The 25131-nt window shown below is 65.9% G+C and carries 24 protein-coding genes and 1 pseudogene; 12 read left to right on the plus strand and 13 right to left on the minus strand.

The features are described 5' to 3' along the window. Positions 1–76: 76 nt before the first annotated feature. Positions 77–954: pseudogene (locus IBJ82_RS32125) on the plus strand (alpha/beta fold hydrolase). A gap of 17 nt (positions 955–971) precedes the next feature. Here IBJ82_RS32125 and IBJ82_RS32130 read toward each other — a convergent pair. Further along, the gene (locus IBJ82_RS32130) at positions 972–2441 is read right to left on the minus strand and encodes an alpha/beta fold hydrolase (RefSeq protein WP_194829732.1); all 1470 of its coding nucleotides are present in this window, start codon (positions 2439–2441) and stop codon (positions 972–974) included. Between the two features lie 122 nt (positions 2442–2563). On the opposite strand from IBJ82_RS32130, the gene IBJ82_RS32135 reads away from it, so the two are divergent. Beyond that, complete coding sequence (locus IBJ82_RS32135; protein ID WP_194829733.1) at positions 2564–3460, plus strand: LysR substrate-binding domain-containing protein; 897 nt, start codon at positions 2564–2566, stop codon at positions 3458–3460. Between the two features lie 6 nt (positions 3461–3466). Here the strand turns inward: IBJ82_RS32135 and IBJ82_RS32140 are convergent, their stop codons facing one another. From IBJ82_RS32140 to IBJ82_RS32150, 3 genes are all read right to left on the minus strand, one after another. Continuing rightward, on the minus strand, positions 3467–4195 hold the full coding sequence (locus IBJ82_RS32140) for a MerR family transcriptional regulator (protein WP_194829734.1): 729 nt from the start codon (positions 4193–4195) through the stop codon (positions 3467–3469). A gap of 10 nt (positions 4196–4205) precedes the next feature. Next, positions 4206–5108, minus strand: coding sequence for an alpha/beta fold hydrolase (locus IBJ82_RS32145; RefSeq protein ID WP_194829735.1), 903 nt, complete (start codon positions 5106–5108; stop codon positions 4206–4208). A 106-nt stretch (positions 5109–5214) separates the two neighbouring features. Continuing rightward, the gene (locus tag IBJ82_RS32150; protein ID WP_194829736.1) at positions 5215–6639 is read right to left on the minus strand and encodes a PLP-dependent aminotransferase family protein; all 1425 of its coding nucleotides are present in this window, start codon (positions 6637–6639) and stop codon (positions 5215–5217) included. A gap of 64 nt (positions 6640–6703) precedes the next feature. Between IBJ82_RS32150 and IBJ82_RS32155 the strand changes: the two genes are divergently transcribed. Further along, a complete protein-coding gene (locus IBJ82_RS32155; RefSeq protein ID WP_228537999.1) occupies positions 6704–7042 on the plus strand; it encodes a cupin domain-containing protein in 339 nt (112 codons plus the stop codon). 4 nt (positions 7043–7046) lie between these two features. Here the strand turns inward: IBJ82_RS32155 and IBJ82_RS35165 are convergent, their stop codons facing one another. The 3 genes from IBJ82_RS35165 to IBJ82_RS32165 form a co-directional block, all read right to left on the minus strand. After that, positions 7047–7169, minus strand: coding sequence for a hypothetical protein (locus tag IBJ82_RS35165; RefSeq protein WP_255533135.1), 123 nt, complete (start codon positions 7167–7169; stop codon positions 7047–7049). An 83-nt stretch (positions 7170–7252) separates the two neighbouring features. Beyond that, the gene (locus IBJ82_RS32160) at positions 7253–7897 is read right to left on the minus strand and encodes a hypothetical protein (RefSeq protein WP_194829737.1); all 645 of its coding nucleotides are present in this window, start codon (positions 7895–7897) and stop codon (positions 7253–7255) included. A gap of 72 nt (positions 7898–7969) precedes the next feature. Then, positions 7970–8308, minus strand: a complete 339-nt coding sequence (locus tag IBJ82_RS32165) for an SgcJ/EcaC family oxidoreductase (protein WP_370585576.1) — start codon at positions 8306–8308, stop codon at positions 7970–7972. A 231-nt stretch (positions 8309–8539) separates the two neighbouring features. On the opposite strand from IBJ82_RS32165, the gene IBJ82_RS32170 reads away from it, so the two are divergent. Continuing rightward, positions 8540–9841, plus strand: coding sequence for a lipase family protein (locus tag IBJ82_RS32170; protein ID WP_194829739.1), 1302 nt, complete (start codon positions 8540–8542; stop codon positions 9839–9841). Between the two features lie 58 nt (positions 9842–9899). Here IBJ82_RS32170 and IBJ82_RS32175 read toward each other — a convergent pair whose 3' ends face one another. Together IBJ82_RS32175 and IBJ82_RS32180 are read right to left on the minus strand one after the other, a co-directional pair. Continuing rightward, positions 9900–10250 carry an Lsr2 family protein gene (locus IBJ82_RS32175; RefSeq protein ID WP_056822989.1) on the minus strand — a complete coding sequence of 117 codons (351 nt, stop codon included), beginning with the start codon at positions 10248–10250 and terminating at the stop codon, positions 9900–9902. A 141-nt stretch (positions 10251–10391) separates the two neighbouring features. Next, entirely contained in the window at positions 10392–11240 is an 849-nt protein-coding gene (locus IBJ82_RS32180) for an SDR family NAD(P)-dependent oxidoreductase (protein ID WP_194829740.1), read from the minus strand. Between the two features lie 90 nt (positions 11241–11330). Between IBJ82_RS32180 and IBJ82_RS32185 the strand changes: the two genes are divergently transcribed. Next, positions 11331–12272 (plus strand): alpha/beta fold hydrolase, encoded by a 942-nt coding sequence (locus tag IBJ82_RS32185; protein WP_194829791.1) that lies wholly within the window; start codon positions 11331–11333, stop codon positions 12270–12272. Here IBJ82_RS32185 and IBJ82_RS32190 read toward each other — a convergent pair. Next, the gene (locus tag IBJ82_RS32190) at positions 12254–12844 is read right to left on the minus strand and encodes a dihydrofolate reductase family protein (RefSeq protein WP_194829741.1); all 591 of its coding nucleotides are present in this window, start codon (positions 12842–12844) and stop codon (positions 12254–12256) included. The two genes, IBJ82_RS32185 and IBJ82_RS32190, sit on opposite strands and share 19 nt — an antisense overlap. Then, the gene (locus IBJ82_RS32195; protein ID WP_194829742.1) at positions 12841–13650 is read right to left on the minus strand and encodes a metalloregulator ArsR/SmtB family transcription factor; all 810 of its coding nucleotides are present in this window, start codon (positions 13648–13650) and stop codon (positions 12841–12843) included. The genes IBJ82_RS32190 and IBJ82_RS32195 overlap by 4 nt, the downstream gene beginning before the upstream one ends. 167 nt (positions 13651–13817) lie before the next feature. Between IBJ82_RS32195 and IBJ82_RS32200 the strand changes: the two genes are divergently transcribed. From IBJ82_RS32200 to IBJ82_RS32230, 7 genes are all read left to right on the plus strand, one after another. Next, complete coding sequence (locus IBJ82_RS32200) at positions 13818–16013, plus strand: MMPL family transporter (RefSeq protein ID WP_194829743.1); 2196 nt, start codon at positions 13818–13820, stop codon at positions 16011–16013. Positions 16014–16059: 46 nt separating this feature from the next. Beyond that, positions 16060–16521 (plus strand): VOC family protein, encoded by a 462-nt coding sequence (locus tag IBJ82_RS32205; RefSeq protein WP_194829744.1) that lies wholly within the window; start codon positions 16060–16062, stop codon positions 16519–16521. Positions 16522–16569: 48 nt separating this feature from the next. Then, on the plus strand, positions 16570–17082 hold the full coding sequence (locus IBJ82_RS32210; RefSeq protein ID WP_194829745.1) for a DUF1772 domain-containing protein: 513 nt from the start codon (positions 16570–16572) through the stop codon (positions 17080–17082). Positions 17083–17128: 46 nt separating this feature from the next. Continuing rightward, positions 17129–17959: an alpha/beta fold hydrolase gene (locus IBJ82_RS32215; RefSeq protein ID WP_194829746.1), complete on the plus strand. Its 831-nt coding sequence runs from the start codon at positions 17129–17131 to the stop codon at positions 17957–17959. Positions 17960–18072: 113 nt separating this feature from the next. Further along, positions 18073–18735 (plus strand): hypothetical protein, encoded by a 663-nt coding sequence (locus tag IBJ82_RS32220; RefSeq protein WP_194829747.1) that lies wholly within the window; start codon positions 18073–18075, stop codon positions 18733–18735. Positions 18736–18785: 50 nt separating this feature from the next. Then, positions 18786–19451 (plus strand): GNAT family N-acetyltransferase, encoded by a 666-nt coding sequence (locus tag IBJ82_RS32225; RefSeq protein WP_194829748.1) that lies wholly within the window; start codon positions 18786–18788, stop codon positions 19449–19451. 594 nt (positions 19452–20045) lie between these two features. Then, the gene (locus IBJ82_RS32230) at positions 20046–21317 is read left to right on the plus strand and encodes a CdaR family transcriptional regulator (protein ID WP_194829749.1); all 1272 of its coding nucleotides are present in this window, start codon (positions 20046–20048) and stop codon (positions 21315–21317) included. Here the strand turns inward: IBJ82_RS32230 and IBJ82_RS32235 are convergent, their stop codons facing one another. Together IBJ82_RS32235 and IBJ82_RS32240 are read right to left on the minus strand one after the other, a co-directional pair. After that, on the minus strand, positions 21318–22871 hold the full coding sequence (locus tag IBJ82_RS32235; RefSeq protein WP_370585581.1) for an acyl-CoA carboxylase subunit beta: 1554 nt from the start codon (positions 22869–22871) through the stop codon (positions 21318–21320). Positions 22872–23011: 140 nt separating this feature from the next. Continuing rightward, complete coding sequence (locus tag IBJ82_RS32240; protein ID WP_194829751.1) at positions 23012–24757, minus strand: GMC family oxidoreductase; 1746 nt, start codon at positions 24755–24757, stop codon at positions 23012–23014. Positions 24758–25131 lie beyond the last annotated feature (374 nt).

The raw sequence follows: 25131 nt of genomic DNA on the forward strand, positions 1-25131 counted from the left end.
TCATCGCGACACCGCACGCTCGAACTCGATCCGCTCGGACCCCGCGGACCAGCCTTCGAACGAAAGAGCCAACGCGATGACCCGCACCATTCCCGGATTCGACTACCACCGCGTCCCCGTCGCCGACGATGTCGCGCTCAACGTCGCCGTCGCCGGTTCGGGTGCCCCGATCGTGCTGCTGCACGGCTTCCCGCAGACCCACCTGATGTGGCGTCACGTCGCCGCCGACCTGGCCGTCGACCACACGGTGATAGGCCGGACCTACGCGGCTACGGAGACAGCGACAAACCCGCCGACGCCGCACCCGATACCTACTCCAAGCGGCGTATGGCAGCCGACATCGTCTCCATGGCAGCGGCTTTCGGCCATGAACGCTTCGCACTCGCGGGCCATGACCGGGGCGCCCTTGTCGCCTTCCGCGCCGGACTCGATCACCCCGCGACGATCACCCACCTCGCCTGCCTGGACGTGCTACCCACCCTCGACATGTGGGAAGTGCTGCACGGCGTCGACGCTGCCGTCGGGTTCCACCTGTACCTGATGGCCCAGCCGCCGGGTCTGCCCGAACAGATGATCTCGGCCGGCGCCGACGCATTCTTCGCCTACTTCCTCGACCTGTGGACCAAGGATCCCGCCGCGATCCCTCCGCCCGTACGCGCCGCGTATCTGGAGGCCAGTCGCGAAGCCGTCCCCTCGATCGTGGCCGACTATCGCGCCTCGGCGACCATCGATATCGACCACGACCGCGCCGATCGCGCGGCAGGCGCGCGGCTGTCCATGCCCGTAACGGTCATGCAGCAGGACTGGGGCGCTGCGCTCGGATTCGAAGCGGCGGCGCTGTGGTCGAGTTGGGCACCGGATCTCGACCACCGCACCGTCGACACGGGTCACTTCATGGCTGAAGAGGACCCCGCAACCGTGGCCGCGGCCCTTCGTGAACTGGTCCTGCGCTGAAACAGGCGTGCAGGGGGTCAGTACGAGACAGTGAAGCGTTGGTCGACGAAGGAACCTTCCTGTATCGCGTCGACGATCGCGCTGGCGTAATCGCCTACGCTGATGCGACTTTCACCGTCGGCATCCGTGATCGGGGTATCGCGAGCCTCGGCCCGGTAGGAGCCGGTCGCCTCGCCGGGGACCAGGTGCACGGGCGGCGGGCTGACATAGGACCACCGGACCGGCGAATCGGAAGCCCGCAAGATCTCGAGCGCTTCGGTCTGGTCGCGAGCCGTCTCCAGGTACTGGGCGGGGAAATTCGGCGAATCGACGAAACGCTGTCCCGGTGCGTACTCCAGGCTGCCGCCCCCACCGAGGAACACCAGGCGATCGACCCCGGCGAGGGGGAGGGCTTCGAGCAGGGTCGCGGCGCCGCGCGGCACCAGTCGGTCCTCGCCCTTGATGGCCGCGACGACGGCGTCGTGACCCGCGACGGCATTCTTGACCGAGGCCGCGTCGGTGACATCCATCGTGTCCCGGCCGAGCGCGGTGACCTGTAAGCCGCGAGCGGCGGCCTCCCTGGCCACCGCACCGCCGAGGTTGCCGGTGGCGCCGATGACCGCGATCCTCATGGGCTTGCGGTGATACAGGCGATCGACGAAATCGCTGATGAGCGGCGCGATTTCGGGCAGATTCTCTTCGAGTGCGAAATGTCCGGTGTCGAAAAGGTGGACCGCGGCGTCGGGGACGTCACGGAGGTAGGCGGTGGCGCCTGCCTCGGGGAAGAAGGCGTCGTTGCGACCCCACAGCACCAGCGTCGGCGGCTGGTGCTCGCGCAACCACTGCTGCCACACCGGGTAGAGCGCCACATTGGTGTGGTAGTCGAGGGCCAGGTGCACCTGCGCGTCCTTGCGGCCCGGGAGGTCGAGGAAATGCTGATCCAGGGTCCAGCCGTCGGGTGCGATGAGCTCCGGATCGGTGGTGCCGCCCTCGTATTGGCCGCGGGTGACGGGCAGTTCGAGGATCTGTCGAACGTTGTCCTCGGCGCCCGGTAGACCCGGCTTGTTCGCGGTCATCGCGCGCGCCATCTCGGACAGGCCCTCGTCGTAGGCGTTCGAGTTCTGGACGATCAGGCCCGCGATCTGTGCCGGACGGCGGGTGGCGAGCCGCAACCCGACCGGACCACCGAAGTCGAAGGCGTACAACACGAATCGTCGCAGCCCGACCGCGTCGACGAACCCTTCGACGATATCGGCGAGTCGCTCGAAGGAGTAGACGAAATCGTCGGGGACTTCGGTGTGCCCGAAGCCGGGGTAGTCCAGGGCGATCATCCGGTATCGCCCGCCCAGTGCGTCCATGAGCCGACGGAACTGGTGCGATGCCGAGGGGAAGCCGTGCAGGAGAAGCAGTGCCGGCGCGTCGGTCGGCCCGGTTTCCCGGTAGAAGACCCGTACGCCGTCGATCTCGACGACCCGGTGCCTGATGTGCGGAACGGTCACTACCGCCATGTCGAAACCGACCTCTCTGAACGCTTTTCGTAGACGGATCTATGATCAACCGTTCGCCGGGCGTGATCAACGACAAATCACCCAAGGGTCGTTAACCGGTGGGCAATGATCGAAGGCGGGGCGTGGAGCGAAACGAGATCGAGGCGTTCCTGACGCTGTCGGAGGAACTGCATTTCGGCAGAACCGCGGAGCGGCTGCGGGTCTCCACGGCGCACATCAGCAAGACGATCAAGGCGCTCGAGCGGCAGGTCGGGGTGCCGTTATTCGAACGGACCAGCCGCAAGGTTGCCCTGACACCGGTCGGATGTCAGCTGCGCGAGGAGCTTCGGCCCGCCTACGAACAGGTCCAGCGCAGCGTCCGCAATGCCAAACTGGCCGGACGCGGCATCCACGGCACCCTGCGGGTCGGCTATTTCGGGTCGGCCGGTGGACGGTACCTGCTCGAGGTGGGCGAGATCTTCGAGGCCAGGCACCCCGAATGCACCGTGCGGATCACCGAGTTGCAGCTGAGCGACGGTGCGAATCGGTTGCGCGAGGGTGATGTCGACACCATGCTCTGCTGCTTCCCGATGAGCGAGCCCGACATGACCATCGGCCCACCCCTGCTCTGCGAAGCCAAGATGCTCGCCGTCCCCTCCGGCCACCCTTTCGCCCGCAGACCCGCGCTGTCCCTGGAAGACCTCGCCGAGGTCACCATGATCCAGAACCCGCCGCAGCTCCCCGCCTACTTCGACGAATTCCACCACCCCAAGACGACCCCATCCGGCCGCCCCATCGACCCGGGCCCGACCGCCGCCACCTTCCAGGAGATCCTCGCCCTCGTCGGCGCAGGCAAAGGCGTCTACCTGACCACCGAACAAGCCCCCCTGTTCTACGTCCGCCCCGACGTCACCTTCATCCCCGTCACCGACGCCCCACCCCTACAATTCGGCCTCGGCTGGCTCAATACCGGCCTCACCGCACGAGTACAGGCCTTCGTCCAGACCGCGAGCGACACCGTCGCCCAGCAGCGCTCCTGAGGGACGTCACCGGTCGTGCTCGGTGGCTCGCTGTTGGGCTCGGTGGGTGAGGGCGTTGATGATGCGTTGCCAGGCGGGGGAGGACTCCGAGATTCGAGAGGCTGCGAGTTCGGTGGATCGGGTGGTGGGGCGTTGGTGGCGGATTTGCCAGGTGTCCAGGTCGTCGATGAGTTGGTCGAGGCGTGGATCGTGGGGGTTCCAGTCGACCGATTCGTCTACGGCGAGGTAGAGGCGGGTGGTTTCGGGGTCGTCGAATTCGGCGTTCTTCTCGCGGATTCGCCGGGGGAGGGCGTCGGCGTCCAATGCTTGTAGCAGGATCCAGGAGTCGCGCTCCAGTCGCACTCGTTGTTCGCTGATGCCGAGACCGCGCATCCGGTTCAGGATGGCGACCACTTCGGTGGGGAGGAAGAGGCTTTCGCCGCCTGCCAGTTCGGCGATCCGGTGGCGGTACTCGGCGAGCTGATCGATCTTGCGCTGCAACGCCGCGTCGATATCGCTGATGGCGGAAGCGAATTCGGTGGGTTGCGCGTGGAGCAGCGCGTCGATCCTGGACAGGGGGACGCCGGCGTCGGCGAGGGTTCTGATCCGGATGAGATCCACCGCTGCCTGCGCGGGATAGCGGCGGTAGCCGGAGGCGTCGCGCTCTGGCTCGGGCAACAGCCCGACCTGGTGGTAATGGCGCACGGTGCGCACGGTCACGTCGGCAGTCGCCGCGAGTTGGCCGATGGTGAGCACCGCGCCGATTCTAGGGGCCTGCCACCTGGTCGACGACATCGCGGATCGCCTCGACCACGGCATCGGGACGGTCGAAGCAGAGTCGGTGGTGCACGGTGTCGGTGATGATGCGCTGCTCCCCGTGCGAAACCCCGTCCACCACGGCCGCGTCCATTCGTCGCCTGCCGTCGTGGATCTCGGCCAGCGCCTCAGCGGACTGGCCGGGGTCGGCGCCCAGCACGCTGAGCGCTACCAGCGGAACATCTGGAAGGTTCGGCCCGGCGTGCAGTTCGGTCGCCACGTCGGTCAATCCGTTGCGCTCGGCGAAGCCCGCACGGATCCATTCGGTACTCGACTTGGCATCGATCAGTGGCTGCCGCACATGCTCGGGGTAGTCCGCGAGCAACTCGACGCGCAACTCGCGCAGGGCGGTCCGCATCTGTTCGACCTGTTCGAGATCGGGCGTGGGCACCGCGGCCGCCGCCAGGTGCATCGACTGCGGCATGAACTCGTCCCAGTCGCGATGCAGGCCGTCCATCCAGACCAGCCCGGCCACATCCTGCGGGTAGAGCTGAGCGAACCGGTGGGCGTAGAGGCAGCCGAGGGAGTGCGCCGCGAGAACATAAGGGGCGGCGATGTTTTGGGCGCGCAGCAGCTGACGCAGTTCCGTGGCGACCGCTTCGGCGGTGCGAGGTAAGGGCAGCGGATCGCTGTAGCCGGTGCCGGCGCGGTCGTAGATGACGGCGGTGGTGAACTGAGAAACCTGTTGCTGCACAACGAAATAGTCCAGACCGACCGCGCTCGCGCCTGGGAGGAACACCACGGCCGGTCCGCCGCTGCCCGACCGGTGCGCGAAGATGCGCTTGCCATTGATCTCCTCGAATCCGCCGACCGGCGGGGCGTGCCGGGTCGGGGACGTGTTGTTGTTCGTCATGCGACAAGGGTGCAACCCTGACGCAGCGTCAGGGTCAACCCGCACCGAGGCGGGAGTCGATCGCGGGGGATGCGGGCCGATCTCGCCTGGTGTTCGGGCGTAGACGTCACATCGCCAGAGGTGGTGTCGTGACAGCGGGTCTGTTCGGCGGACGGTAGGTGCGCCAGGCTTCGGCGAGACGGTCGACTGCCGTCGTGAGGGTTTCCAGCGGATGGAGGAAATGAATCCGCAGGTAGCGCTCGCTCCCGCCGGTCGGATCGAGGCCGCTGCCCGCGAGGATCGAAACATGGTGGCGCAGTGCGGCTTGCGCGAAGGAGGCGCCGTCGCCGTGTGGCAGCCGGATCCAGAGGGTCTGGCCGCCCTCGACCGGCGGCACCTCCCACTCGGGGATTCGGCGGGCGAGTTCCGCGCGGAGATGGTCGTGACGAAGTCGGCGCTCGGTGGCTTGCGCGCGCAGCAGGTCGTCGAGACGGGGAAGTAGTTCGGCCGCGGCCAGCTGGGCGGGAAGATTGCCACCGAGGTCGTGCACCGCGCGAAGCTTGGCGAGCTTGGTGACGACAGGGGATGCCGCGCGGATCCAGCCGACTCGCAGTCCGCCCCAGACGCTTTTACTCAGCGAACCGATGGTGATCACGGTGTCCGCGAACGCGGCGAGTGGTCGCGGAGTCTCGTGGCCAGGGAAGCCGAGCTCGGCCAGGACTTCGTCATCGATGAGCGGAATCCCCTCTGCTGCCGATGTTTCCGCGAGCCTGCGCCGGGTGAGCGTGGACAGCACCGAGCCTGTCGGGTTCTGGAAGGTGGGGATCACGTAGGCGAGAGTGGGGCGATGGTCGCGGATCGCTCCCGCGAAACCGTCCAGCCCCGGCGGCAGGCCGGACACGTCCGCCGCTTCCGCGCGAAAGGCTTCCAACGCGCCGGGATAGGTCGGAGCCTCCACGAAAACGCGATCGCCAGGCCGGAGGAAGGCGCGTGCGAGCAGTGAAAGTGCTTGTTGCCCACCGGTAGTGACGAGAATCTGCCCGGCCTCGGTCGGTAGACCCCGACCCCGGTAATACTCGGCGACGGCCTCCCGAAGCGCCGGATGGCCGGACGGGTAGTAGCCGATGTCGTCGGTCGTGGCGGTCAAGGCGGGCAGCATCGCCGCGTAGGACTCGGCCAATGCGAGAGGAGGTCGATCCGGTGCCGCGCACGCCAGCGAGATCACGTCGGAGCGCGGCTCGAGCAGGTCGAGAAACATCGGCTCACTGGTAGCTTCCGGCGGATCGACCTGTGGTGATCCCGCGACACGGGTGCCACTGCCTTGTCGTCGAACGATTCGCCCTTCGTCGTGCAGCAGGTCATAGGCCGCCACCACGGTGCTCCGCCCGACCGACAAGGCGACAGCCAGTTTGCGGTCCGGGGGCAGCAGCGCGCCAGGCGGGAGTTCGCCGTCCTCGATCAGCCCGCGCAACCCCGCCGCGAGCAGGGCATACAGGGGCCCGCGCCCCGCCGACCAGCGGCCGAGCCGATCTGTCACAGTAATTGGATCCATAGCCAAACCAATTATGGCTGATTGGCGCTGGATCGTCGCCTCGAGCAGCTCGACGATGATCACCATGACAACCTCGAGCACTACCGGTTCGGTATCGATCCCCGCGGCCGTCGCCGCCCTGCCCGGCCCCTTTCAACAACAGGAGCTGGCCATGGTCAACGACACCGTTGTCCGCGTCGCCCGACTGTCGGGCGAATTCCCCTGGCACCACCACGACGAAGACGAACTCTTCCTCTGCTGGGACGGCACCTTCCGGATCGAACTGGAAGACCGCGCGCCCGTCACCCTGCATCCGGGCGAATTGTTCGTGGTGCCCAAGGGAATCCGGCACCGACCGGTCGCCGACGAGGTCGCGCACGTGCTCTTGATCGAGCGCCCGGAGACAGCGCAATACGGCAACTGAACTGTCAGCGGGTGATGGCGTTGTCGCGGAGCCAGGTGTCGATGTCACCGCCCGCTGTCGCGACGACGGCCACTGCGAGCATGACCGTGCCCCCGAGTCGGGTATCGGCGACACGCGCTGTGCACACCATTCGACACCGTGGGTGTAGCGCGTGGAAGTGACTGCTGTTCCAGGTACTGCCAGTCACCCCTTGCGGTCGTTCCGGGCGCCTCAGTGTCCGGATTCGACCGGCACGGTCCGCAGGAGTTCAGCGACTTCCGCGGGCGTCGCGGACGGAAAGAGTTGCCGCACCCCGATCATGGCCAGTAGTCGGTCCTGATCGGCGCCCACCCCCATGCGCGACACCACATCGTGCGCGGCGCGGTTGGCTTCCGCGATCTCGTCGGCTTTGCCCAGGCGTGCGAGATTTTCGCCCACGATTTTATCGAGGTCGGTGGAACGCTTGTAGAACAACGCGGTGATCCCGACCGGCACCGCACCCATGATCGAGGTCGCGGCGGCGGCGTCTCGATTGCCGAACGCCACCATCGATGCCGCGGCGAGAACGACCACGACTCCACAGCAGCCGCTGATCATGTACGCCCAGAAAAACGCCGTGCTCTGCGCCATCGCGCTGCGCACCTGCCGAAGGTATTCCTCTGTTCGAGGACGCGGCGTCTGGATGTGGTCGGTGTCGGGATCCTCCGGTTCGGTCGCTATCGAGACGGCGGGAGGAACGTCGTTGCCTGTCATGGTGGTTTCGATCGCCCGCTTGTTGATTCGGCGACTGAATGTCGTCGAGAACCACGCCGACACCGACGCGATCACAGTCGGGATCAGCCCACCCACCCCGATCAAGGCCAAGATCTCGTTCACGGTATCCCCCCGAATTTAGCGCCTACACCCCTGCGAACTTCCTCGGGCACTCTACCGTGAGCCGTTCTCCCCTTACCTGTTGTCCACTCGCGCAGGGTGATTCGTGGTCATCGTGCAGCCAGTGGCTTGGTCGCGGATGTCGAGGAAGGAGTCGGCCAGCTTGCTGCCCTTCAGGAATCCGCGGAACAGTGCGCGATGCCCCTCGGTCACATCCGCACGTCCCTGATAGTGGGTGCCGATAAACGTTGTGTAGGTGGCGTTTTCGGTGAAGGTGGCACCGTAGGCATCGGCGTCGTTGCGATCCCAGGCGTCGGTCATCGCGCTCAGCGTGGCGCACACCGCGCGCAGATCTGCCTCGGTGCCGCCGTCGGGAACGACGCTCGTGCACTCGGCGACGCCGGTGTTGCGCACCTCGAATAACTCTTCGCAGCAGATGTATCTGCGTATAAGAAGAGAATATTGCCGCAGTGGATCCCTTGTCAACGGCAAAGGTCTCGCGTTATGAACAAGAACTCTTGTTAGAAACAAGTGCTCGTGCTGTAATCAGCGTCACCTACCAGAGGAGACGCCATGCAGCGCAGCGCGGCAGCCACCATCCACCCGAGTCGCCGGGGTGGGCGCGGTCGACCGAAGCGGGGACGAATGTTCAGAACGAGGTGGGCGGTAGTGCCTCTGGCGGCGGTATGTCTGGCGGTGTCGAGCGCGGGCAACGCCTCCGGCGACCCGTACCCGAGATTTCCGCCGGACCAGAACCAGCTCCCGCAGCTGCCCGCCGAACCCCAGCTCTACGACATGCTGCCGATCCCGGTGCCCGCGGAAGATCCCTGGTACGACGACCCGGCGGACCTGAATTCCTATGCGCCCGGACAGATCATCCGCTCCCGAACGGTGCAGACGCGTCTGCTCGGCTTGCCCTTCCCGGTGCACACCGAACAACTGCTGTACCGAAGCAACGACGTGCACGACAATCCGATCGCGACCGCGACCTCGGTGATCGTCCCCGGCATCCCGTGGTCGGGCAGTTCACGACCGGTGGTGTCGTTCCAGGAGGCCATCGACGCGACCGATTCGTCGTGCAACCCGTCGTACACGTTGCAGGCGGGCACGATGAAAGAGGCCGCGCTTGCGGTCTATTGGCTCGCGCAGGGATTCGCGATCAACGTCGCCGACTTCGACGGCAAGTTCAATACCTTCAACACCTATGACGAAGGCAAAATGGTGCTCGACAGTTTGCGCGCCATGAAGAACTCGGCATTGGGCCTGACCGACTCCGGGATCGCGCTCTACGGGTACTCCGGCGGCGGCTCCGGTTCGATCCGTGCGGCCGAACTTCGCGAGAGTTATGCCCCCGATGTGCGGTTGCTCGGCACCGCGGTGGGTGGATTCCCCGCCGACCTCCGCGCCCAGGCTCGCTACGCGATCGCCCAGCAGCCCGGCCTCGCCGGCGCCAGTAATTTCACGATGTGGCTCGGCTTCGCCGCGTTGTCGCGGGAATTCCCCGACCAGTTCGACGCGAAGGAATTGCTGACCCCCGAAGGTCAGGCGATCGTGGCGGATATGCGGAGTCGCTGCGTGTACACGATCGGCGCGGCAGGCGCGTACCGGCCGATCAGCGCCTATTTCCAGCCGGGGAAGTCACTGGAAACGGCGCCGGGTGTGATGGAGGTACTCGCGGATCAGAGTCTGGGACATCACATTCCGGATAGCCCGATCTTCTGGTGGCACGGAATCTGGGACGAACTGATCCCGACGTCGGCGGTACTGCCGACGGTGAACGACTACTGGAACCGCGGCGCTGACCTGCGGTTCTACACGATGCCGCTGCCCGAACACATCGTCAACGCCGTCGCGGGCTGGCCGCCGGCGGTGGCCTGGACCAGTGCGGTGCTGCGCGGTCTGCCGCCGGGCGAGCGATTCAAAGCCGATATTCCGCTGCCCAACTAGACGTCAACAGCACGGCGCGCGGAGGGAATGCGCGCCGTGCTGTTGACGAACCGAAGCTTTACGCCGAAGCCTGCTCATAAGCCGAGATGACTTCCGCCGAGATCCTGCCGCGGCTGGACACAGTGTGCCCGTTCTGCGAAGCCCACGCCCGGATCTCGGTCAGATCGTTGCGGCGGGTGGATTCAGCTGCCGGTGCCGAGCCGAGGCGACGTGCGGCGCCTGCTTTGGCCCGACCGGTGCGACGCGCGTACGGAACCCACTGTTCGAACACCTCACGCAACTCTGCCGCGTTGGCATCGGACAGGTCGATTTCGTAGGCCGCCCCATCGATTCCGAATGTGACAGTCGCATCGGCAGCGGACGTGCCATCGAAATCATCGACAAGTGTGACAACGACTTTGCGCGCCATGGGAGTCCTGTTCGTTCGGGTGCCGAGAATTACCGTCGCTGATCTTAGTTGACCGCGGCGCGGGTTATTCGCTCGGCACCAATCGCGATCAGCTCGCGCGACGTCCGCCCGCGACACCGTCGCAGGTATTTCTGGGGTGTGTCAGTCGGCGCGAGGGACGCGTCCGTCGACGTCGGTGAACCCGTAGTCCTCGGCGAGATCGGCGACTTTCCAGGATTTCCCGGTGCGCGTCGACCGGCCGGGGTCGGCGGCCAGCGCTACCACGGCGCGCCCGGGGAAGCGTGGGGACTCGGCGGTGTCGAGATCGAAGGTGCCTTCGCCGGGCAGGGTGACCTGGCGACGGCCGTGCTCGTCGGCCGGAACCATCTGCAGTAGTTCGGTATTCACGATCCCGGGCCAGATCGAGACCGCGGTCGCGCCGGTGCCGGTCAGGTCGTGCGCGAGGTCGGCGGTGAGGCGATCCAGGGCGGTCTTGCCGACCCCGTAGACGGCATTGTGCATGTACCGCCGGGCGCCGGGGGAAGAGACATTGACGATGAGGCCCGCCGACTCGATCAGCAGCGGTGCGGCGAAAACGCTGGCCACATAGTGCGATCGCACGCCGATGTCGAAGGTCTCGTCCCACGCCTTCGGTGGCACGTCCCAGAACTTGCGGCCCAGCCAGCGGGCGGCGGCGGGGGAGTTGTAGACGTTGTTGACCAGCACATCGAGGCGACCCTGTTCCTCGCGGATCCGGATGAAGAGGTTCTCGACCGCGTCGTCGTCGCGATGATCGCAGACTGCCACGACGCCGTGTCCGCCGAGCTCGGTGACCATCGCGGCGGTCTCCCCCACGGTGCCGGGTAGCTTCCCGGGCTCGGTGGTGCGTCCGGTGACGTACACGGTCGCCCCGGCCGCGCCCAACTCGAGGGCGATGCCTTTGCCGATGCCACGACTTGCCCCGGTGACGACCGCGACGCGCCCGGCCAGAATCTTGGGTGTTCCGCTCATGACCTCAGGACACTACCGTCAAATCAGAACACGTTCTAGAAATTGGAGGCGGTAGTGGAGCAGAGATTTCTCGACACAGGCGAAATCAGGATGCATGTCACCGAGCAGGGGCAGGGCTACCCGGTGGTGTTCTGTCACGGATTTCCGCACACGGGGTTCATCTGGCACCGGCAGATAGCGGCCGTGGCCGAGGCGGGATTCCGAGCCATCGCGCCCGACCTTCGCGGCTACGGTCGAACCGAGGCGCCCGCTGATGTCGCCGCGTACACCAATGAGGCCGTGATCGGCGACCTCCTGGCGCTGCTCGATGACGTCGGCGCCGAGAAGGCTGTGTTCGTCGGCCTCGATTTCGGTGCCCAACTGGTGTGGGAGCTGTCGCTGCGCGCTCCCGAACGCGTCGAAGCGCTGGTGGTGCTGAACAATCCGTACTCGCCGCGCCCGCCGCGTCCACCCTCGGCCTTCTGGACGAAGGCCTCCCAGCGCCACTTCCTGCACCTGTCCTACTTCCAGGAGCCCGGCGTCGCCGATGTCGAACTCGCCGCGCGACCGAGGGAATTCCTGTCCCGCGTCTACTTCTCCCTCTCCGGGGACTACCACTACCTCGACACCTGGAAGAACCCGCCGGGGCTCGGTTATCTGGATGTGCTGCCCCAGGCGCCCGCGCTACCGTGGACCTGGCTCAGTGACGATGAATTCGACACCATCGCCACGGAATTCGAGCGGACCGGCTTCACCGGGGGATTGAACTGGTACCGCAATCTGGACCGCAACTGGGAACTCGCCGAGCCGTTCGCCGATGCCCGGATCGAGGTCCCGACCTACTTCCTCTACGGCGAGAACGATCCCGACATGGAGGGCTTCAGTGGCCGCGACCCGCTTGCCACGCTACGGGCGAATGTCACCGATCTCCGCGCGGTAGTGGAACTTCCGGGTGCGGGCCATCTCGTGCACCTCGAGCGAACCGACGCGGTCAACGACTTCCTGGTCACCGCGCTGCGCGAGGTCGGTGTCGATCAGCGCGCGCGGTCGTAGGTCAGGGCCATCTCGCCCAGTTCGCCGACCTCGCGACGGGTGAGCGTCCACCGCGAGCCGGGCAGGCCGTCGTCGAACAGTCGCTGTCCGTCGCCGGCGATCTCGGGGCACAGCAGCAGGTGCAGTCGGTCGATCAGGTCCGCCGCGAGCAGGTCCTTGATCACGGTCGGGCTGCTGTTGACGAGAATGTCACCCGTGCCGGTGGCTTTCAGCGCGGTGACGACGTCGGCGGCCGGCGCGTTCGCGATGCGGGTGCGCTCCCACGGCGACTCGGTGAGAGTGGTCGACAGGACCACCTTCTCGGTGTCGACCAGCCATTTCGCGTAGGCGCGGTCGCGCGGGTCGGCGTTCTCGTCGGCGGCGACCGTCGGCCAGAACCCCAGGAAGCCTTCGGCATTGACCCGGCCGAGCAGTGCCGTCGTCGCGCCCTCCCAGATGCGGGTGAGGTGATCGCGGGCGACTTCGGTGGTGGCGTAGCGGACGATCGCCTGCGCGTCGGTGGGGCCGCCGGGGCCGTTGTAGCGTCCGTCGAGGGTAAGGCCGATATTCGCGGTCACAGTGCGTTCGGTCATGGCTGTTCCTTGCTGTGGGGGAGTGTGTGGGCGAGGTTGTCGAGGACTCGGCTCCAGCCGGTTTCGATGCCGGCGATGTAGGGGACGGCCTCGACGGTTGTTTCGGTAATGGTCAGGTCGAGGGTCAGGCGGGTGGCGCCGGCCTGCTGCTCGAGGGTCAGGTCGTAGTGGCCGGTGAAGGAGACGGCGCCCGCCGCATCGAGCACCGAGAGGTCGAATCCGAGGTGGCCCGGTTTCCTCGCGGCCGTGACTCGCCCCTCGGAGCGGTATCGCCGCCCTTCGGCGTCGCGGTAGTCCAGTGCGGCGCGACCGCCTTTCTTCGGCTCGATGACGCAGTCCGTGATCGTCATCGACGCTGGGGCCCACCAGGATCGGAGCAGAGTCGGATCGGTCCAGTGCTGCCAGACGAGGTCCCGAGACGCGGTCAGTTCGCGCTCGAAGGTGAACCTTCGCCCGTCTGCCCAGCGGTCCCGTTCCGCGGCCATCGATTCCACCTCGATGGCGGCACGGTATCGCTCTACGACCGCGCGCTCGTCCGCATGAGCGGAGATGGTTTCGACCAGGTCGGTGAGCCTGCTCGCGAGTTCCTGTAGTGGCGCCGACTCGACGGCGTAGACGCGACGTTGCCCCAGTGGAAAGACCGTGACGAGCCCGGCGCGCGCCAATGTTTGGAGGTGCTTGGTGGTCTGGGGCTGCCGCAAACCGGTCAGGTCGGCGAGTTCGCCGACCGAGCGGGGGCGCTCGGCGAGGAGTTCGACGATGCGCCACCGTGCGCCGTCTCCGAGTGCTGATGCGATCGCGTCCATGATCCGAGTATTCACTAGAGTGAATATTCCTGTCAAGGAATATGAGTCGCTCGGTGGAAACTCGCGGAGAGGCGGTACTTTTGGTGGGAGGCACATCGGGCGGACCACCTGAAAGGATGCGGCCTCTTGAAGATTGCACTCGGAGCCGACGAACGGACGACGAGCTAGTGTTCACGAGCTGGGGCGATCTGGTCTATCGATTCCGGTTCGGCGTGCTCGGCGTCGTGGTGGCCGCGTTGCTCGCGCTCGGCGGGTACGGGCTGGGGCTGCACGATGAGCTGAGCTCCGGTGGCATGGACGATCCCGGCTCGGAATCCGCGCTGGCGGGGCGCTTGGCGGACAGTGCGTTCGGTCGCAACCACGACCTCGATGTGGTCGTGCTCTACACCGCGCCGCCCGGCAGGACCGTCGACGATCCCGAGTTCAGCCGCAAGATCGTCGACAACCTCAACAGCCTGCCGCGTGAGTACCCCGGCGTGATAGCCGGCGTCAACGGGGCCTACTGGCAGACGGAAACCGGTCGGGCGAGCGGTTCCCTGTTCGCCACCGTGGACCGCACCCGCGCTGTGGCCGCCGTCGCCATCGTCGGCGACAACGACACCGAGATGCTGCGCAACACCAGAAAGGTGAAGGACGCCTTCGCGATTCCCGGTGTCGATGTGCAGGTGGGCGGCCTGCAGCCAGTGGCGGGAACACTCAACGACACCCTGGCCGACGACATCCGACGAATGGAATTCCTCGCGTTCCCGGTGGTCGCGCTGCTGCTGTTCTTCATCTTCGGCGGTGTGGTCGCCGCCGCGCTGCCGTTGATCGTCGGCGGGCTGACGATGCTCGGCGCGAGCGGGATCGTGCGCACCTTCACCTACGTCACCGAGGTGAACTCCTTTGTCGCGCCGGTTGTTTCGATGATCGGTGCGGGATTGGCCATCGACTACGGGCTGTTCATCGTGAGTCGCTTCCGCGAAGAACTCGCCGAGGGCCACGCCGCCGCGGCGGCGGTACGGCGCACGATGACGACGGCGGGGCGCACCGTGGTGTTCTCCGCGACGATGATCATCGCCAGCGCGGGCGGCATGCTGCTGTTCCCGCAGGGGTTCCTGAAATCCATCGCCTATGGAGCGATCGCGACAGTATCGCTGGCCGCGCTCACCGCCATTACCTTGCTCCCCGCGATGCTCGCGATTCTCGGCGCCCGCGTGGACATGTGGGGAAGTAGGCGGCTGCGGAGAACGAAGTCCGCGTACGAGGTGGAGAACGGTTTCTGGGGCCGCAGCACCCAGTGGGTGATGAAGCACCCGGTGAAGGTCGCGGGCGTACTGTGCGTCGTGTTGGTGCTATTGATCCTGCCCGCTCGTAACCTGGCCTTCGGTGGCTTCAGTGAACGATATCTGCCGCCGGACAACAGCACTCGCGTCGCGCAGGAGCAGATCGACGCGACCTTCCCCGGCCGCAGATCCGATCCGATCGACCTGATCTTCGTCTCCGGCGACACCGTCGCGATCGGTACCGCCCTGAAACTGGCCAACCAAGCGCCCGGTTTGGCGGCGAAGTTCGAACTGCCGTCGCGGTCGCCGGTGCAGTCGGATGTGTACCGCACCAAAACGACACTCGCGGACTCCGATTCCGCCGACGCCACCATCGACTATCTCCGCGGCATCGAACTGCCCGACGGAGTGCGGATGCTCGTCGGTGGCGTCCCCGCCATCCAGAAGGACAGCCTCGACGCGCTGCTCGAGCGCATGCCGTGGATGATCGCCCTCGTCCTGCTCGTCACCACGCTGCTGATGTTCTTGACCTTCGGTTCGCTGATCCTGCCGATCAAGGCCGCCCTCATGAGCGCTCTCGGCCTCGGCTCGACGCTGGGCATCCTCACCTGGATCTTCATCGACGGCCACGGCGCGGGCCCGCTCAACTTCACCCCGCAACCCATTCAGGCCAACATGCTGGTGATGATCATCGCGATCATCTACGGCTTGTCCACCGACTACGAGGTCTTCCTGCTCTCGCGCATGGTCGAAGCGCGGGCCAAGGGCGCCACCACCACCGAGGCGGTCCGCATCGGCACCGCGCACACCGGGCGCATCATCACCGCCGCCGCCTTGATCCTGCTCGTGGTCACCGGCGCCTTCGCGTTCTCGGACCTGGTCCTGATGCAATACGTCGCGTACGGCATGATCGCCGCGCTCATCATCGACGCCACCGTGCTGCGCATGCTGCTTGTCCCCGCGACGATGAAGCTGCTCGGCGACGACTGCTGGTGGGCTCCGACGTGGATGAAGACCGTCCACGACAGATTCGGACTGGGCGAATCACCGTCCCCGACAACCACTGCGGCAGATTGTCGGACCCCTGGCATACGGTGACGGAAAGGTCTACCACCTGTGTTCAGCTGCCATGAACGGAGTCATGATGAGCCGCCATATTCAGATCACCTTCGACGCGCACGATCCGGCCGCGCTGTCGACCTTCTGGCGTGACGCGCTGGGTTATGTGCATCCGGGGCCGCCGGGAGTCGAGGTGCCTGCCGGGGTCGATCCGCTGGTCGTATGGGACCAGTTTCTCGCGCGGATCGGCGTTCCGGCCGAAGAGCGGAACTCGAAGTCGGCCATCGAGGATCCGGAGGGGCATGGCCCTCGGGTGTTCTTCCAGCAGGTGCCGGAGGGCAAGGTCGCGAAGAATCGGGTTCATCTCGATGTTCGGGCGGCGCCCGGGTTGCAGGGTGACGAGCGGATGGCGGCGTTGGAGACCGAGTGCGAGCGGCTGATCGCGCTGGGCGGCAAGCGGGTCGAGCGCTTCGAACCCGAGCCGCCGATGAGTGCGGGATGGATCGTGATGACCGATCCCGAGGGCAACGAGTTCTGCCTGGACTAAATCTGACACTATTGTCGAATTTAGTGGCGGGCGGCTAACTTCGACCTCATGAACCACGCACCGATACGCGCGCTCGCCCTGCTCACCACCGGCCTTCTCGCCGGTGCGTTCGGCTACGGTGCCGCGAATCTGGTCCCGACTTTTCATCGGGTCCCGCTGCAGATGCGCCTGGAATTCCACACCGAGCTCATGCAGAACAACAGCATCAGCATGCAGCTCACCATGGCCGCCGCCGCGCTGAGCTGCCTCGCCCTGGCCGTCGTGCAGACCGGCAGGGATCGGGCGCTCGCCGCGGCGGCCACGGTGCTGGTGGTCGGGTCGTTCCTCATCACCCGGCTGGGCAACGTGCCGATCAACCACAAGATCAATGCCTGGGCCGTCGACGGAGCGCCCGCCGACTATGCCGTCATCCTGGAGCGATGGGACTTCTTCCATTTCCTGCGTACCGGGACAGCGCTGGCGGCTTTCGCGCTGATCATCGCGCTGGTGGTGTGGTGTTCGGGCGAGGCGAAGCGGGAGTTTCGCCGTGCGAGCGAGGGTGTCGGCGCTACCGTGGTTTGACCACGACGACGTGGTCACGTGGCTGCCACTGGAAGGAAGCCCCGGGATGCGGCATTTCGACTTTCGCGGAACCTTGATCGCCTATGACGAGGCCGGTGCGGGGCCGCCAGTCGTCTTCCTGCACAACCTCGGCGGCGACCGTCACATCTGGCGTGCGCAATTCGACGCACTGAAGCACAACCATCGGGTCTACGCGATCGACCTCATCGGGTACGGCGACTCGGACGCCCCCGACAACGGGTACACGGTCGAGAACTATCTGGCCATGGTCACCGCGTTCATCGAAGAGCGGGATCTGCGCGATGTGACACTGGTCGGCCACTGTTTCGGCAGTGCGCTGTCGCTGCTCTATACGCGGCGCAATCCCGACCGGGTGCGGTCGCTGGTGCTCAGCAGCCCACTCACCCCGAATACCTTGCGTCCGACCCGAACCGCATGGGCGGCAGCGCTCGGTCGACGGCTGCACATCGACTCGGTGCTGGCCCGAGTCCGCATTCCCGGCCCGGTGGCCGGGCTGATCGTGGCAGAACAACTCGGTTCGGAGAACGCCCCGGCCGAGATCGTCACGCATCTACGCGAGAGCTGGACCGAACCCCGTCGGCTGATGGTGACCGCCGCGATCTCGCGCGAGATTCCGCTGCTCGACGAATTGGACAGCTTCGTCCCGCCCGCCGACTTTCCGCCCGTCACCACGATCTGGGGCAGTCGTAATCGAGTGCTGTGCGCCCGAGCCGGCGCCACGCTGAACCGCACGTTGAAACCGTCGCGGGCGATCGTCGTCGACGGTGCGGGTCACCTGGTGATGGTCGAGTCGCCCGAGCAGGTCACCGCCGCGGTGCTCGCCGCGACGGCGGGCACGCGCGCCGTGGATTCCTAGTCCGAACCGCCGTCGCGGTCGAGCGTGGATCCCGCCCGCCGCGACATGCGGCCACAGCGGGCGCTGAGCGTCGGTGAACCGAACTTGTCGGTGCGCACCTCTAGTCTGCTCACATGGACGGACCGGACTCTGCGCTACGCCGCCTGACACGCGAGGCGGGAAAGTTGTTGCGGCCATATGGCTTTCACGGAACGGAAGCCTCCTGGACGCAGATCACCGCCGACGGTGTCGCAACGATCCGTCGCACCCGCACCCAGCGGACCTGGACAGACGGTCAGCAGGCGATCGGCTTCGGCCTGGAACTCGGCGCGACGCCGACTGCCTGGTGGGAATACTGCAACTGGCGCGATACCGTGCGAGGACTCCCGCCGACCGCGCTCGAACAAGCGACCGGTCCCGCACTGATCGACGAGCGCGGGATGGGCGAGGAATTGACCGAGTTGTGGTCGCTGCGGGTCGATCCGGCCCATCGGTCGCGCCCCGCGCTACAAGCCGACGTCGACGCCATTCGCGCCGACTTGCCGGTGCGCGTGCATGCCTACGCGCGCCGGGCACTGCGCCTGCTCGAACCGGACGCCTACCTCGACGAACTACTGGCGGACCCGAATCCGCAACCCGCCGCCCTGGAGGCGATCGTCGTTCTGCTCGCCGACCACGGCCCGGGACCGAGACTCGACGACGCGGTGACCCAGTTCCGATTATCGGTCGCCGATCCCGATGACTCGGTCGCCGACAGCGTCATCGCCTACCTGCGGGGTCGAGCCGTCCCGGTCTGACTGTGCTGCTCGAGCGGCCCGATCGCCGACTCGCCATTATCATTCCGCCCGTGGGAGATGCGGTACACGGGAATGCTCGGCGGGTTCGCCCCGGCAACAGAAAGGACTTCGGCGTCGCCGCCGAACTGCTGGCCGCGGCCCTGGCGAACGACCCGGCGACCCTGTGGCTGCACCCCAAGGAATCCACCCGTAAGACCAAGCTCGCCCGGTCGTTTCGATCCTCGCTCGACGATTCCCGCGATTGCAGCGATGGGGTAGACCTCGCCCTCGACAGCACCGGCGCGATCGTCGGCGTCGCGGTCTGGCTGGCGACCTTTCACATCCTGCCCCGAGCGACGGTAGGTCGACAGCTCAGAGCGTTGCATACCTACGGTTCCCGCGCCGCGCAGGCACAGGCGGGCGCACAGGCGACCTACGCGGCGGGCGTGCAGGAGCAGCACTGGCACCTGATGGCGGTCGGTGTCTCCGCGAAAGCACGCGGACGCGGACACGGACAGGACCTGATCGCGGCCGGAATGTATCGAGCGGCCGCCGACGGTGTCCCCGTACATCTGGAAACAACGAACCCGAACAACCTCTCCTTCTATGAACGCCTCGGATTCGACACGACCGCGGTGATCGATCTCCCCGGCGGCGGTCCGCGCAGATGGCTCATGCGTCAAGTGCCGCAACCGATCCCGAATCCTGCTCGCGGTAGAAGGTCACGCGATACCTGACGGTGCTGCGAAACGCGAGTAATTCGCGGTCGAAATTGTTGTGGAAATCCATGACAATTCCGCGGATAGGGAATAGGAACGTCAAAACCTGTGCGCGGCGATAGCGATCGGCGTGACGTTCGTGATCTGATCGAGATGTCCCGAAGCTGGGATGTTTCACAGACTGTAAATGAGGATGACCGTATGAACTCCAGAATTTCCCGTCCGCTCGCCGTCGCCGCCATCGTATTGTCCGCCGGTGTGATCGGCGCCGGTACCGCTACGGCAGCAGCTCCGGCGCCCGTCTCGGGTTCGGTGGAAGTGTGTGTCCCTCTTCCACTTCCGGTGCTCGAGATCAGCCTCTGTCTGTAACCGGCTAACACGGATACATGCGGCGGTGGTGGCACCGGTCACGGGGTGAAGAAGTGCGCGGCTCCGTTCGGAGCCACCACCGCCGCACCCGGAGTAGACCCGCAGGCCCGTGGGCTTTCTTGTCGGAAAGCATCATTGATCCACTGTTCTCTTGCGCTTTGTCACAAGCGAAGGTTGGACGGGGGATTGTCGTCCACGGTAGTTTGGGGGCTTGCCCAGTGATCTGGGTGGGAAGGATTCATCATGGCTGGCGCAACTTCCATCGAACCGTTCCTGACAGTTTCGGGGCGGCCGGTATCGAACCCCTTGAAGGATGTGCGGACGATATCCCGCCAGATGGTGGTGCATTTCATCGAGAATGTCGTACCGTGTGGCACGCTGCCCGGCGAAGCGCTCGACGGAGACGTTACGACGGTGACTCGCGTCTGTCTGGAACTGACCAGGAGCATGCTCGACGGCCGCGATATCCCGGGTCGCGTGGAGCGGGTGCAGGCCGCCGCCGCCGACTGGGCGCGCGAGGGAATCCCGATCGACACCATTCACGACGCGGTACACGAGGGCTTCAAACTCGGCTTCGATCTGGTTATTACCAATGTCACCAACCACGACTACGACACCGTCGTCGGGGTGGCTCGGCGGCTGATGGACGCCCAGAAGATGATCACCTCGGCGGTCTCGGTGGCCTACGTTCGTGAACTGCGATCGGTGGACAGCGAACACCACACGGCGGTGCACACGCTGACCTCGGCATTGCTCGGCGGCCAGAACACCTCGACGATGGCACGGGAGTGCGGCATCGAGGTCGCCGATCGCTATCACGTGATGGCACTCGAACTGCCGCCGCACCCAGAGGAATTCGATCCCACCCTCGATGCGAAGGTCGTGGCTCGACGCAAATTGCGCCGCGTGCAGGCGGAACTGGCGGACCGCTGTGACGGGAAGGTGCTGTCGTTGTTGAGCGTGGATGGTGGCACGTTACTGTTGCCCGCGCACGAATTCACCCAGGTGGAATTGGACGAATTGATCGTGCACCTGTCCGCCGCGGCACAGGTGCCGGTGCGTGCGGTGGCGACGTCGGCGTCCCCGTCCGAAATCCCGCACGTCGCCGAGCAGGTCCATGAACTCGTCGAAATAGTGCATCGGTTCGGTGGTCCGAGCAAGGTCTATCGCCCGCACGAATTGGCCTTCGAATACCAACTGACCCGACCGGGGCCCGCGCGCGACTATCTGAGCTCCATCGTCGACTCCCTCGAAGCGCATCCTGAACTATTACGCACGCTCGAGGTGTATATGTCCACGAATATGCAGCGTGCGCGGACCGCGCGCCTGATGTTCATTCACACGAACACCGTCGACTACCGATTGAAACGGATCGGCCAGATGACCGGGTTCGACCTCAATGACGTTTCCGGTGTGTGCCATCTGCGCGCCGCCCTGTTGATCCGGGCCCACCGTGGGTCCGGATCAACAGAGCTCTATCGAAGCCCGAGCGAAACCAGTTCGCGCGCAGGCTGATCACATGGGATAGAGCGGGTGCTTGCGCGGGTTGAACTCCGGCTTGACCGGCGGCTTGTCGCGCAGCAGGCGCAGGGCGTGCCGGATCTCGAGGCGGGTGCGTGAGGGCTCGATCACCGCGTCGATGTAGCCGCGCTCGGCGGCGATCCACGGGGTGGCGATGGTCTCGTTGTACTGGTTGATCATGAAATCGCGCGCCGCCGCGCGGTGTTCCTCGGGGACAGCGGCCAATTGGCGTTTGGCGGCGAGGTCGACCGCACTTTCGGCGCCGATCACGGCGATCCGGGCGGTCGGCCAGGCGAAGCTGACGTCGGCACCGACCTGACGGCAACCCATCATTCCGTAGGCGCCGCCATAGGACTTGCGCACCACCAGGCTGATGATCGGTATTGTCGCCTCGATGATCGCCCGCGGCATCCGGCCGCCCCGGATGATCACGCCCGCGTCTTCCTGATCGAGGCCGGGTAGCACGCCGGGGGTGTCGGTGACAAAGATCAGCGGAATGTTGAAGGCGTTGCACAGCCGGATGAAGTAGGTCCCCTTGTCGGAGCAGGCGGCGTCGACGGACCCGCCGAGGACCAGTGGCTGATTGGCGATCACGCCGACCGGATAGCCGTCGACCCTGGCGAACCCGGTGATCAGGTTCGGGGCGAAAGCCGCTCGGATCTCATGGAATTCACCATCGTCGAACAGGCGCAACAGGACGTCGTGCATGTCGTAACCCGCACGATCGGAATCCGGGATGATCGTCTCGAGTTCCAGGTCGTAGGCGGTGATGTCGGGTTCAAGGCCGGGATTGACGATCGGCGGCTGTTCGAGGCAACTCGACGGCATGTAACTGAGGTAGTTGCGGGCCCAGTCGAAGGCTTCCTGCTCGTTGTCCGCGACGTGATGCAGGGTGCCACGTTTGGCCTGCACCTCCGCGCCACCGAGCGCCTCGGCGCTGATGTCCTCACCGTTGACGGCCTTGATCACGTCAGGCCCGGTGACGAACATGTAGGTATCCTTCGTGCCGACCAGCACGTCGGTATTGATCGGCCCGTAGACCGAGCCCGCCGCGCATTTGCCGAGCATGATCGACACCTGCGGGACATAGCCCGACAGCTTCTCCAGAACCCGGGTCATATCGCCGAACGAGGCGAGCGAACCGGCCGCGTCCTGAACCCGCGCGCCGGGGGATTCGTTGATCGTCACCACCGGGCAGCCGTTGTCGAACGCGAGTTTCAGCGCCTGCATGAACTTGCGCGCCGCCGTGATACCGACCGACCCGCCGTACACGGTCGGATCGTGAGCGATCACGACCACTGTCCGGTTGTGGATCAGCCCACGACCGGTCACCAGTCCGTCACCGTAGAGGGCATCAGGCTGTCCGGGCTGACGTGCCAACGCTCCGATTTCGATAAATGTTCCAGGGTCGAGCAGCATGTTCATCCGCTCGCGAACGCTCGGAACGCCCTTCTTCGCTCGCTTGGCAACGGCGGCCTCACCTGCTGGTTCCGCGGCGATCGCCAGAATATCGGCCAGCCCGTCGAGCTTCGCCTTGGTACTTACCACGCTTACTGCCACCTTCCGACCGAACTCAAGTGCTGTGCGCGACGGTAGTCGAATCACCGTGTGGCAACGCGATAAGCGAGGGAGGCAGGAGAGGTCACAAAGTCTCGCCCAGCTATCTCGTCGCATTCTCTACAACGCGCTCAGCGGTCCTTCGGTACGGTCGCGGTGACCGGCCAGATCGGCAGACGCAGTGCGGCGGTCGCGGTGGCGGGGACGACGGGGTCCTTCGGTGCCACCGTGGCGATCCGCTCGTAGGGTTCGCCCATCGCCGGGCGCGGATCCGATTCGCCCTTGTTGGGCCACAGCGCGGCGGCGCGTTCGGCCTGGGCGGCGATCGTCAGTGACGGATTGACGCCGAGGTTGGCCGAGATCGACGAGCCGTCGACGACGCTGAGACCGGGGTAGCCGTAGACCCGGTGGTAAGGGTCGATGACGCCGTTGCCTGCATCGGTACCGATGACGCAGCCGCCGATGAAGTGCGCGGTCATCGGGACGTTGAACACATCCGGCCACGTGCTGCCGGGGGTGGCGCCGAGCCTCGCGGCGACGTGCCGTGTGGCTTCGTGACCGGGCGGGATCCAGGACGGATTGGGTTCGCCGAACCCCTGCTTGCTGGTGAACCGGCGACCGAACACCCCGCGTCGGGTGTAGGTGGTGATCGAGTTGTCGAGGCTCTGCATCACGAGAAGAACCAGCGTGCGCTCGCTCCACCGGTTGGTGCGCAGCAGTCGCACGGTCTGTATCGGGTGGCGCCCGGCGATCAGCAGGACTCGCGACCAGCGCGGCAGTCGGTGATCGCCGTCGACGAGGTAGGTGTTGAGCAATCCCATGGCATTGGAACCCTTGCCGTAGCGCACGGGCTCGACATGGGTGTTCGGCGTGGGATGGAACGAGGACGTGATCGCCACGCCCTTGGTGATGTCGACGGCCGGGTCGACCTCGGTGCGTCCGGCGCCGAGGATCGCTTCGGAATTGGTCCGCGTGAGCACACCCAGCCGCGACGAGATCTCGGGAAGTATCGCGGCGTCTCGCATGCGGAACAGCAGGTGCTGGGTGCCCCAGGTGCCCGCGGCCAGTACGACGCGTCGCGCCGACAGCGTGGCGCGGTGTTTGCGCACCCAGCGTCCGGTGCGTTCGGTGTCGACCAGCCAGCTGCCGTCGGACTGCGGCCGGATCGCGGTCACGGTGGTCATCGGCGAGACCACGGCCCCGGCCTTCTCCGCCAACCCGAGATAGTTCTTGACCAGGGTGTTCTTGGCGCCGTGACGGCAGCCGGTCATGCATTCGCCGCACTCGATACATCCGGTGCGCTCGGGTCCGGCGCCGCCGAAGTAGGGGTCGGCGACGGTCTCGCCCGGCGTGCCGAAATACACGCCGACCGGGGTCGGCACGAAGGTGTCCCCGACTCCCATCTCCTTGGCCACCGACTCGATGATGGTGTCGGCCGGTGTCATGTGCGGATTGCGCACGACGCCGAGCATGCGGCGCGCCTGGTCGTAGTGGGGGCTGAGCTCGGCGTCCCAGTCGGTGATGCCTGCCCACTGCCGGTCGCCGAAGAACGCCTCGCCGGGTTTGTAGAGGGTGTTGGCGTAGTTGAGCGAACCGCCGCCGACCCCGGCGCCGGCCAGGATGAAGCAGTCGCGCAGGCGGTGGATGCGCTGAATCCCGTAGCAGCCGAAGCGTGGGGCCCACAGGTATCGGCGCAGATCCCAGTTGGTCGCCGCGAAGTCCGCGTCCGCGAACCGGCGACCGGCCTCGAGAACACCGACGGTGTAGCCCTTTTCCACCAGGCGCAGGGCGGTCACACTGCCGCCGAACCCCGACCCGACGATCAAGACGTCGTAGTCGTAGGAAGGCGTGGCGCTATCGGAGGAGGCTTCTGACACGGACCCGACGGTAGAAGCCCGCGTGCCGAAGTGACCGATTCGGCGCGCGGGCTGGCAGAACTCACGATCTCGGGCGCGAAGTTATGGAACCGATGACAGCGGATGGTTCGCCCCGCGTTCACGCGACTCGCCGGTGGCGAACGGTGTGTCGCCGACGATGCAGGCAGGGGGACCGACCGGTGACGGCGACATCGGTGGGGCACCAGGCCAGAGGAGAGGGAAGTCACCTCGAATATGTTGTAGGTCAACATGATTGATAGGATTTCGAAGTGAGTGGATGGTCCGGGACCGCAGACCTTGGCCGTCCACTCGCTTGGGGAATGTGATTGTTCAACTGTGCGGCATCACAACGCCCGCCAGCCGTCATCTCGGCG

The sequence above is a fragment of the Nocardia sp. XZ_19_231 genome (genome assembly GCF_015355705.1).
Classification (GTDB): domain Bacteria; phylum Actinomycetota; class Actinomycetes; order Mycobacteriales; family Mycobacteriaceae; genus Nocardia; species Nocardia salmonicida.

Bases quoted from the DNA above. Each gene is read 5' to 3' on its own strand.
- IBJ82_RS32155 (WP_228537999.1), top strand. From the start codon at position 6,704: ATGACAACCTCGAGCACTACCGGTTCGGTATCGATCCCCGCGGCCGTC.
- IBJ82_RS32205 (WP_194829744.1), top strand. From the start codon at position 16,060: ATGAGCCGCCATATTCAGATCACCTTCGACGCGCACGATCCGGCCGCG.
- IBJ82_RS32210 (WP_194829745.1), top strand. From the start codon at position 16,570: ATGAACCACGCACCGATACGCGCGCTCGCCCTGCTCACCACCGGCCTT.
- IBJ82_RS32150 (WP_194829736.1), bottom strand. From the start codon at position 6,639: ATGGATCCAATTACTGTGACAGATCGGCTCGGCCGCTGGTCGGCGGGG.
- IBJ82_RS32170 (WP_194829739.1), top strand. From the start codon at position 8,540: ATGTTCAGAACGAGGTGGGCGGTAGTGCCTCTGGCGGCGGTATGTCTG.
- IBJ82_RS32195 (WP_194829742.1), bottom strand. From the start codon at position 13,650: ATGGACGCGATCGCATCAGCACTCGGAGACGGCGCACGGTGGCGCATC.
- IBJ82_RS32180 (WP_194829740.1), bottom strand. From the start codon at position 11,240: ATGAGCGGAACACCCAAGATTCTGGCCGGGCGCGTCGCGGTCGTCACC.
- IBJ82_RS32145 (WP_194829735.1), bottom strand. From the start codon at position 5,108: ATGACGAACAACAACACGTCCCCGACCCGGCACGCCCCGCCGGTCGGC.
- IBJ82_RS32185 (WP_194829791.1), top strand. From the start codon at position 11,331: ATGCATGTCACCGAGCAGGGGCAGGGCTACCCGGTGGTGTTCTGTCAC.
- IBJ82_RS32190 (WP_194829741.1), bottom strand. From the start codon at position 12,844: ATGACCGAACGCACTGTGACCGCGAATATCGGCCTTACCCTCGACGGA.
- IBJ82_RS32175 (WP_056822989.1), bottom strand. From the start codon at position 10,250: ATGGCGCGCAAAGTCGTTGTCACACTTGTCGATGATTTCGATGGCACG.
- IBJ82_RS32230 (WP_194829749.1), top strand. From the start codon at position 20,046: ATGGCTGGCGCAACTTCCATCGAACCGTTCCTGACAGTTTCGGGGCGG.
- IBJ82_RS32220 (WP_194829747.1), top strand. From the start codon at position 18,073: ATGGACGGACCGGACTCTGCGCTACGCCGCCTGACACGCGAGGCGGGA.
- IBJ82_RS32215 (WP_194829746.1), top strand. From the start codon at position 17,129: ATGCGGCATTTCGACTTTCGCGGAACCTTGATCGCCTATGACGAGGCC.
- IBJ82_RS32130 (WP_194829732.1), bottom strand. From the start codon at position 2,441: ATGGCGGTAGTGACCGTTCCGCACATCAGGCACCGGGTCGTCGAGATC.